Annotated in this window: 7 protein-coding genes and 1 pseudogene; all 8 read left to right on the forward strand. The window is 65.7% G+C overall.

Features of this window, described 5'->3' with window-relative positions:
- The first annotated feature begins 50 nt into the window (after positions 1-50).
- Positions 51-1790: a relaxase/mobilization nuclease domain-containing protein gene (locus OKA11_RS20220; RefSeq protein WP_169862730.1), complete on the forward strand. Its 1740-nt coding sequence runs from the start codon at positions 51-53 to the stop codon at positions 1788-1790.
- 26 nt (positions 1791-1816) lie between these two features.
- Positions 1817-3808, forward strand: a complete 1992-nt coding sequence (locus tag OKA11_RS20225) for a conjugal transfer protein TraG (protein ID WP_267223651.1) — start codon at positions 1817-1819, stop codon at positions 3806-3808.
- A 4-nt stretch (positions 3809-3812) separates the two neighbouring features.
- A complete protein-coding gene (locus tag OKA11_RS20230) occupies positions 3813-4262 on the forward strand; it encodes a CopG family transcriptional regulator (RefSeq protein ID WP_267223652.1) in 450 nt (149 codons plus the stop codon).
- A 167-nt stretch (positions 4263-4429) separates the two neighbouring features.
- Positions 4430-5413, forward strand: coding sequence for a P-type conjugative transfer ATPase TrbB (gene trbB / locus OKA11_RS20235; RefSeq protein ID WP_267223653.1), 984 nt, complete (start codon positions 4430-4432; stop codon positions 5411-5413).
- A complete protein-coding gene (locus OKA11_RS20240) occupies positions 5410-5742 on the forward strand; it encodes a TrbC/VirB2 family protein (protein ID WP_047167732.1) in 333 nt (110 codons plus the stop codon). The genes trbB and OKA11_RS20240 overlap by 4 nt, the downstream gene beginning before the upstream one ends.
- Positions 5742-6023, forward strand: coding sequence for a VirB3 family type IV secretion system protein (locus OKA11_RS20245; protein ID WP_267223654.1), 282 nt, complete (start codon positions 5742-5744; stop codon positions 6021-6023). The genes OKA11_RS20240 and OKA11_RS20245 overlap by 1 nt, the downstream gene beginning before the upstream one ends.
- 14 nt (positions 6024-6037) lie before the next feature.
- The gene (gene trbE, locus OKA11_RS20250) at positions 6038-8488 is read left to right on the forward strand and encodes a conjugal transfer protein TrbE (RefSeq protein ID WP_267223656.1); all 2451 of its coding nucleotides are present in this window, start codon (positions 6038-6040) and stop codon (positions 8486-8488) included.
- Positions 8488-8698 (forward strand): annotated as a pseudogene (locus OKA11_RS20255) (P-type conjugative transfer protein TrbJ); the annotation flags it as partial. The gene trbE and the pseudogene OKA11_RS20255, both read left to right, overlap by 1 nt.

The raw sequence follows: 8698 nt of genomic DNA on the forward strand, positions 1-8698 counted from the left end.
GCCCAACTACCTGTATCAACGCGATTTTTCGCACATTTCGGGCTCGCGTCATGGCCGATGACCACGAGTTTCGTGTTCGCCCTGGGCGCATCCGATCGACCCGCGCGCAGTCAGCTCGGCCCTTCATCGCGCAGGCGCTGGCGGCGGCGAAGAAGGCGGGCGGCGGCGTCTCGCGCTCCGGGCGCGTCGTTGCCGCCAATCGCTCGCGCTTCGGCCGCGGCCAGCGCGCCAGCATCCAGGCGAACCGCCTCATCACCGCGCGCACGCGCGGCGCTGTCATCAAGGCCCGCGTCGTGCGGCACTCCGGCCGCACCGCGCCGCTCGGCACGCATCTCGACTATCTCCGCCGCGACGGCGTGACCCGTGATGGAGAAAAGGCCCGGTTGTTCGGGCCGGGAACGGAGGAAGCTGATGGCCGCGCCTTCGCCGGGCGATGCGAGGACGATCGCCACCATTTCCGCTTCATCGTTTCACCGGACGACGCCGTGGAGATGTCGGACCTCAAGTCCTTCACCCGCGATCTTGTCGGCCAGATGGAAAAGGATCTGGACACGCGGCTCGATTGGGTCGCGGTCGATCACTGGAACACCGAGCATCCTCACGTCCATCTGATCGTGCGCGGCGTCCGCGACGACGGCCAGGACCTCGTGATCTCGCGCGACTACATCAAGGAGGGCATGCGCGATCGCGCGCGTGACCTCATCACACAGGAGCTTGGCCCGCGCACGGATCTCGATATTCGCCGCACGCTCGAACGCCAGATCGGGGCGGAGCGCTGGACGCAGCTTGATCGGCAGCTTGTCCGCGACGCTGGAAAGACCGGCGTCATCGATGTCGCTCCGGAGGTCGGCCGCCAGCCCGACGCCTACGCCGTCGAGAAGGTGGGCCGCCTGCGCAAACTCGCAGCCCTCGGCCTCGCCAGTGAAGTCGGACCGGGCCAGTGGATGATCGACGATCAGGCTGAGGTGACGCTGCGCCAGCTCGGCGAACGCGGCGACATCATCAAGCGCATGCACCGCGCACTCACCGAACGCGGTATCGACCGCGGCTCGGGCAACTACGTACTGGCTGGGGAAAGCCTCGATGTGCCGGTCATCGGCCGTCTGGTCGAGCGCGGCCTCGATGACGAGCTGAAGGGAACGGCCTACGCCGTGGTCGACGGCGTCGATGGCCGGACCCACCACATCCGCTTGCCGCATCTCGATGCGGCGGGGGACAGCGCGCCAGGCTCGATCGTCGAGCTGCGCACCTATGAAGATGCGAGAGGCGAACGCCGCGTCGCGCTCGCCGTCCGCTCCGATCTCGATCTCCAGCATCAGGTGAACGCCTCGGGCGCGACCTGGCTCGACCGGCAGTCCATCGCCCGCGAACCCGTCGCCATGTCCGAGGGCGGCTTCGGCGCCGAGGTGCGGCACGCGATGCGGCAACGGGCGGAGCATCTGGTCCACGAAGGTTTCGCCGAGCAGCAAGGCCGCCGCGTCATCTTCAGCCGCAACCTCATCGAGACGCTTCGTCGCCGCGAGGTGGATGCCGTTGCCGACTGGCTTGCGAAGGAGACAGGCCAGCCGTTCAAAGCGGCCGGTAATGGCGAATATGTCGCCGGCACCTATCGCCAGCGCATGACGCTCGCATCCGGCCGCTTCGCGATGATCGATGACGGCCTCGGCTTCCAGCTCGTGCCCTGGTCGCCGTCCCTCGAGAGCCAGCTCGGCAAGCACGTCTCCGGGGTCGCTCGCGGCGACGGCGGTGTTGACTGGAGCTTCGGCCGCAAGCGGGGGCTCGGCCTCTAATCACCTAAGAAGAAAGGACCGCAGCAATGTCCGCAACCAAAATCCTGTGGGGCCAGATCGCCGTCGTTTTCCTCATCGTGCTGCTCACCACCTGGGCGGCGACGCAATATGTCGCATGGAGTCTCGGCTTTCAGGCGCAGCTCGGCGCGCCCTGGTTTTACCTCTTCGGTCTGCCGATCTACTATCCGCCGGCGTTCTTCTGGTGGTGGTATTTCTACGACGCTTACGCGCCGGAGGTCTTCGCCAAGGGCGGGATGATCTCGGCGTCGGGCGGCTTCATCGCCATAGCCGTCGCCATCGGCATGTCGGTCTGGCGCGCCCGCGAAGCAAAAAGCGCAGCGACCTACGGCTCCGCCCGCTGGGCCGAAAAGGACGAGGTGAAAGCCGCGGGCCTGCTCAGTCCCGACGGTGTCGTGCTCGGCCGCTATGATCGCGACTATCTCCGTCACGACGGCCCCGAGCATGTGCTTTGCTTCGCCCCGACCCGTTCGGGCAAGGGCGTCGGCCTGGTTGTGCCGTCCCTGTTGACCTGGCCGGGCTCGGCCATCGTCCACGACATCAAAGGGGAAAACTGGCAGCTCACCGCCGGCTTTCGCGCCCAGCATGGCCGCGTTCTGCTGTTCGACCCGACCAACCCCAAATCGTCGGCCTACAATCCGCTGCTCGAGGTGCGCCGCGGCGAATGGGAAGTCCGCGACGTCCAGAACATCGCCGACATCCTGGTCGATCCCGAAGGCTCGCTCGAAAAGCGGAACCATTGGGAGAAGACCAGTCATGCCCTGCTGGTCGGCGCCATCCTGCATGTCCTCTACGCCGAAGACGACAAGACATTGTCCGGCGTCGCCGCTTTCCTGTCCGATCCAAAGCGCCCGATCGAGTCGACGCTTGCCGCAATGATGAAGACCAGCCACCTCGGCGAGGCAGGGCCGCACCCCGTCATCGCCAGCGCAGCGCGCGAGCTGCTCAACAAATCGGACAACGAACGCTCGGGCGTGCTCTCCACCGCCATGTCGTTTCTCGGCCTCTACCGCGATCCTGTCGTGGCCGAGGTGACGCGGTGCTGCGACTGGCGGATCAGCGACATGGTGGGCGGCAAGCTCCCGACCACGCTCTACCTCGTCGTGCCGCCGTCCGACATCAACCGCACCAAGCCGCTGATACGCCTGATCCTCAATCAGGTCGGCCGCCGTCTCACCGAGGATTTGCAAGCAAAGGCCGGGCGGCATCGCCTGCTGCTCATGCTCGACGAGTTTCCCGCCCTCGGCCGCCTCGATTTCTTCGAGTCCGCGCTGGCCTTCATGGCGGGCTACGGCCTCAAGAGCTTTCTGATCGCTCAATCGCTGAACCAGATCGAGAAGGCTTACGGCCCGAACAATTCGATCCTCGACAACTGCCATGTGCGCGTTTCCTTTGCGACGAACGACGAAAGGACCGCAAAGCGGGTCAGCGACGCGCTCGGAACCGCGACCGAGATGAAGGCGATGAAGAACTACGCCGGGCATCGGCTCTCGCCCTGGCTCGGCCATTTGATGGTCTCGCGCTCGGAGACCGCGCGACAGCTCCTGACACCAGGCGAGATCATGCAGCTCCCGCCGACCGACGAGATCGTCATGGTCGCCGGGACGCCGCCGATCCGGGCGAAGAAGGCGCGCTACTATGAAGATGCCCGCTTCAAGGAACGCATCATGTCACCGCCGGGGCTGGCGCAGCCTGCCGAGGGTCGGCCCGACGATTGGAGCAAGCTGCCGATCCCCGCGCGCCCGGAGATGACCAAAAGCGCTGCGCCAACGACGAGCGGTGACAACGAAGAGGATTCCACCGAGTCCGAACGTCGCCATCAGCCCGAACTCAACCGGGTGAACCCCATCGAAAAGAAGGCGCCGATCGACAATGAGTTTGAGATCGATTTGCCTGGCGACACAGAGGACGATGCCGCGCGCAACCAGCGGCTGACCCGCGTCATGCGCGGCGTTGCCCGCCAGGTCTCGCTCGATCCCAATGACGGCATGGAGCTGTAGCGCCATGACCGGACGCAAGAAGAAGGTGCCGATTTCCGTCTATCTCGACCCCGACATCATGGCGACCCTATCGCACTATGCAGGCCGTCGCGAACAACCGCTCTCCCTGATCGCCGAGGCCGCCATCGCGTCATTCCTGTCGCCGGACGACGCGGAGCGGCGCGAAGCCGTGGTCGCCAAACGCCTCGACCAGATCGATCGCCGTCTCAACCGCATGGAGCGCGACATCGGGATCTCCGTCGAGACCATGGCCGTATTCATCCGGTTCTGGCTCAACACGACGCCGGCGCTGCCCGAGCCCGCAGCCCAGGCCGCGCGCGCCATGGTCGGGAAGCGCTACGAGGCGTTCATCGCGGCCCTTGGACGGCGCTTGGCCCAGGGACCGAAACTTCGGCAGGAGATCGTTGAAGATGTCGGCGAGTCGCAGCCCAATGCGACAGAGAGCGATCCATAGGCGTCAGCGCGCGTGGATCAATAGCATCGCCCGACCGCCGTTCTCCTGTATTTGCACGCCACGCTGCTACGACGGTCGATACTTGTTGAATCGGCTCAATTCGCGGCTCTTTTAATCACCCCGATCCGGGGATCATCTGTTTTGCCCCGTCAGGAAGCGGGGCAAAAATGACCAATATCAGCCAGAAGCCGGAGACGTTCGCGCGCGGTGCGCGCATGCTTCGCACCGCGCTCGGCTCGACCATCACCCATCTTCTCGAAGACCCGGCCGTCGTCGAAATCATGCTGAACCCGGACGGCCGTCTCTGGGTAGATCGCCTCTCCGAAGGGCTGGCCGATACGGGTGAGACGCTGTCGCCCGCCGATGGCGAACGCATTGTGCGGCTGGTCGCTCACCATGTCGGTGTTGAGGTGCATCCACGCAGCCCGCGAGTCTCCGCCGAGCTTCCTGAGACGGGAGAGCGGTTCGAGGGCTTGCTGCCGCCGGTTGTCGCCGCACCGGCCTTCGCCATCCGCAAGCCCGCCGTCGCAATCTTCACGCTCGACGATTATGTGGCCGCCGGCATTATGGTCGCCGACCAGGCGGCGACGCTGCGCAGTGCCGTGATGGCGCGCGCCAATATCCTTGTCGCGGGCGGCACCTCCACCGGCAAAACCACGCTGACCAATGCGCTTCTGGCCGAGGTCGCCAAGACAGCGGATCGCGTCGTCATCATCGAGGACACCCGCGAGCTTCAGTGCGCCGCGCCCAATCTTGTCGCCATGCGGACCAAGGATGGGGTGGCGACGCTCTCGGAGCTGGTCCGCTCTTCGCTACGCTTGCGCCCCGATCGCATTCCGATCGGCGAGGTGCGCGGTTCCGAGGCTCTCGATCTCCTGAAAGCATGGGGAACCGGCCACCCCGGCGGCATCGGCACGATCCACGCCGGAAACGGCATCGGCGCGCTGCGCCGCCTTGAACAACTCATCCAGGAGGCCGTCGTCACGGTCCCGCGCGCCCTGATCGCCGAGACCATCGATCTCGTTGCCGTCCTCTCCGGCCGCGGCTCCGCGCGCCGGCTCGCCGAACTCGCCCGTGTCGAAGGTCTCGGCCCGGACGGCGACTACGCCATCACCCCCGCAACCCTTGACCGCACAGGAGCGCCAACATGATCCGCACCACGATGCGCGTTCGCCGCTATGCAGCGACGGCCGCCGCCTTCACCTACATCAACCTCGTCCTCGTTCCCGCCGCCCATGCCTCCGGCTCGTCCATGCCGTGGGAAGCACCGCTCCAGAAAATCCTCGAATCCATCGAAGGGCCGGTCGCCAAGATCGTCGCCGTCATCATCATTATCGCCACTGGCCTGGCGCTGGCGTTCGGTGACACGTCCGGCGGCTTCCGGAAGCTGATCCAGATCGTCTTCGGCCTCAGCATCGCGTTTGCGGCGTCGAGCTTCTTCCTGTCGTTCTTCTCATTCGGCGGCGGGGCGCTCGTTTGATGGCGGCGGCGTTCGAACAACTCGACGCGGTGCCGGGTTTCACCGTCCCGGTTCACCGGGCGCTGACCGAGCACATTCTGCTCGGCGGCGCACCGCGCGCGCTCGCCATCCTGAACGGCACGCTGGCCGGAGCCGTGGGCCTCGGCCTGCGCCTCTGGCTCGTGGGTCTGCTGATCTGGGCCGTTGGCCATATCGCAGCCATGTGGGCTGCAAAGCGCGATCCGCTCTTCGTCGAGGTCGGCCGCCGCCACCTTCGCATCCCCGCTCATCTGTCCGTCTGAGGAGGCGCATCGCCATGATGAATCTTGCCGAATATCGCCGCACCGCAACCCGCCTCGCTGACTATCTGCCCTGGGTCGCGCTCGTCGCCGAGGGCGTCGTGCTTAACAAGGATGGCAGCTTTCAGCGCACGGCCCGTTTCCGCGGCCCTGATCTGGACTCCGCGGTCGCTGCCGAACTGGTCGCCGTCGCCGGGCGGCTCAACAACGCTTTCCGCCGTCTCGGATCGGGTTGGGCCATCTTCGTTGAGGCGCAGCGGCACGAGGCGTCGATCTATCCGGCAGACCTGTTTCCCGATGCAGCCGCAGCGCTCCTCGATGCCGAGCGCAAAGCCGATTTCGAGGAGGCCGGCGCGCATTACGTCTCCGGCTACTATCTCACCATCACCTATCTGCCACCGGCCGAGGACGCCGCGCGCACCGAAGCCTGGCTCTATGAGGGCCGCGAACGCGCTGGCATCGATCCGAAGGAAATCCTGAACACCTTTGTCGACCGCACCAATCGCGTGCTGGCGCTGCTCGATGGCTTTATGCCGGAATGCCTGTGGCTCGATAGCAGCGAGACGCTGACCTATCTCCATTCGACCGTCTCGACAAAACGGCACCGCGTCCGCGTGCCCGAAACGCCGGTCTATCTCGACGCGCTGCTCGCCGACCAACCGCTCACCGGCGGCCTGGAGCCGCGTCTCGGAACGGCGCATCTGCGCGTTCTCACCATTGTCGGTTTCCCAACCGCGACCACACCCGGCATCCTCGACGATCTCAATCGGCTCGCCTTCCCCTATCGCTGGTCGACGCGGGCCATCCTGCTCGACAAGACCGACGCGACCAAGCTGCTGACCAAAATCCGCCGCCAATGGTTCGCTAAGCGCAAAGGCATCGCCGCGATCCTGAAAGAGGTGCTGACCAACGAGGCGTCCGCGCTGGTCGATACCGATGCCTCCAACAAGGCGGCGGACGCCGATCTCGCCCTTCAGGAACTCGGCGCTGACTACGCCGGCCAATCCTATGTCACCGCGACGATCGCGGTATGGGACAACGATCCCCGAATTGCCGACGAGAAGCTTCGCCTCGCCGAGAAAGTCATCCAGGGCCGCGACTTCACGGCCATGACTGAAACGATCAATGCCGTCGATGCCTGGCTGGGCTCATTGCCGGGACATGTTTACGCCAACGTGCGCCAGCCCCCGATCTCGACGCTGAATCTCGCCCACATGATCCCGCTCTCGGCGGTGTGGGCGGGGCCGGAACGGGACGAGCATTTCGGAGCGCCCCCCTTGCTGTTCGGCAAGACCGAGGGCTCGACCCCGTTCCGGTTTGCTCTTCATGTCGGCGATGTCGGTCACACGCTCGTCGTTGGCCCGACCGGCGCCGGCAAATCGGTGCTCCTCGCCATCATGGCCTTGCAGTTCCGACGCTACGCCGGTGCCCAGGTCTTCGCCTTCGACTTCGGCGGTTCGATCCGCGCCGCCGCGCTCGCCATGGGCGGTGATTGGCACGATCTCGGCGGCGATCTCACCGAGAGCGTGGACTCTTCTGTCTCGCTGCAACCGCTCGCGCGCATTCACGACACGCCCGAGCGCGCCTGGGCGGCCGACTGGATCGTCGCCATCCTGATCCGCGAGGGCATCGCAATCACCCCCGAGGTGAAGGAGCACCTTTGGTCGGCGCTGACCTCGCTGGCATCGGCGCCGGTCGAGGAACGCACGATCACCGGCCTCACGGCGTTGCTCCAATCGAACGACCTGAAGCAGGCGCTGCGACCGTATTGCGTGGGTGGCCCCTATGGGCGGCTACTCGACGCCGAGGCCGAACATCTCGGCTCGGCATCGGTGCAGGCGTTCGAGATCGAGGGACTGGTCGGGACTGGCGCGGCACCCGCCGTCCTCGCCTATCTCTTCCATCGCATCGGCGACCGTCTCGACGGTTCGCCGACGCTGCTCATCATCGACGAGGGCTGGCTCGCACTCGATGACGATGCCTTCTCCGGGCAATTGCGCGAGTGGCTGAAGACGCTGCGCAAGAAAAACGCCAGCGTCATCTTCGCCACGCAGTCGCTGTCCGACATCGACAACAGCAACATCGCCCCGGCTATCATCGAGAGCTGCCCGACCCGGCTGCTCCTGCCGAACGAACGCGCGATCGAGCCGCAGATCACAGCGATTTATCGGCGCTTCGGTCTCAACGACCGCCAGATCGAAATCCTCGCGCGGGCCACGCCCAAGCGCGACTATTACTGCCAGTCGCGGCGCGGCAATCGCCTGTTCGAGCTGGGCCTCTCCGAAGTCGGCCTCGCGCTCGCCGCCACCTCGTCCAAAACCGACCAGTCCGAGATCGCGCGCACCGTCGCCGAGCATGGCCGCGAGGGCTTTCTCGCCGCCTGGCTGCGCCTGCGCGGCGCCGAGTGGGCCGCGGACCTCATCCCCCACCTCACGAACCTCACCCCCCAGCAGTCTGAGAAGGAGTAATGACCATGAATACGCTTCGTTCACGCCCGCGCGCGCTGTCGCTCGCGGCCTTCATCCTGGCGATACCGCTCGCCGCATCGCCGGTACTGACCGCGCCAGCGCACGCGCAATTCGGCTTCGGCGGCATCGTCTATGACCCTACCAACTACGCCCAGAATGTCCTGACGGCGGCGCGTTCTCTCGAGCAGATCAACAACCAGATCCGCTCGC

The organism is Novosphingobium clariflavum, from assembly GCF_026420865.1.
GTDB lineage: Bacteria > Pseudomonadota > Alphaproteobacteria > Sphingomonadales > Sphingomonadaceae > Novosphingobium > Novosphingobium clariflavum.

Excerpts from the sequence above, each read along its gene's own strand:
- OKA11_RS20230 (WP_267223652.1), top strand. The coding sequence starts at position 3,813 with ATGACCGGACGCAAGAAGAAGGTGCCGATTTCCGTCTATCTCGACCCC.
- trbB (WP_267223653.1), top strand. The coding sequence starts at position 4,430 with ATGACCAATATCAGCCAGAAGCCGGAGACGTTCGCGCGCGGTGCGCGC.
- OKA11_RS20220 (WP_169862730.1), top strand. The coding sequence starts at position 51 with ATGGCCGATGACCACGAGTTTCGTGTTCGCCCTGGGCGCATCCGATCG.
- OKA11_RS20245 (WP_267223654.1), top strand. The coding sequence starts at position 5,742 with ATGGCGGCGGCGTTCGAACAACTCGACGCGGTGCCGGGTTTCACCGTC.
- OKA11_RS20240 (WP_047167732.1), top strand. The coding sequence starts at position 5,410 with ATGATCCGCACCACGATGCGCGTTCGCCGCTATGCAGCGACGGCCGCC.
- trbE (WP_267223656.1), top strand. The coding sequence starts at position 6,038 with ATGATGAATCTTGCCGAATATCGCCGCACCGCAACCCGCCTCGCTGAC.
- OKA11_RS20225 (WP_267223651.1), top strand. The coding sequence starts at position 1,817 with ATGTCCGCAACCAAAATCCTGTGGGGCCAGATCGCCGTCGTTTTCCTC.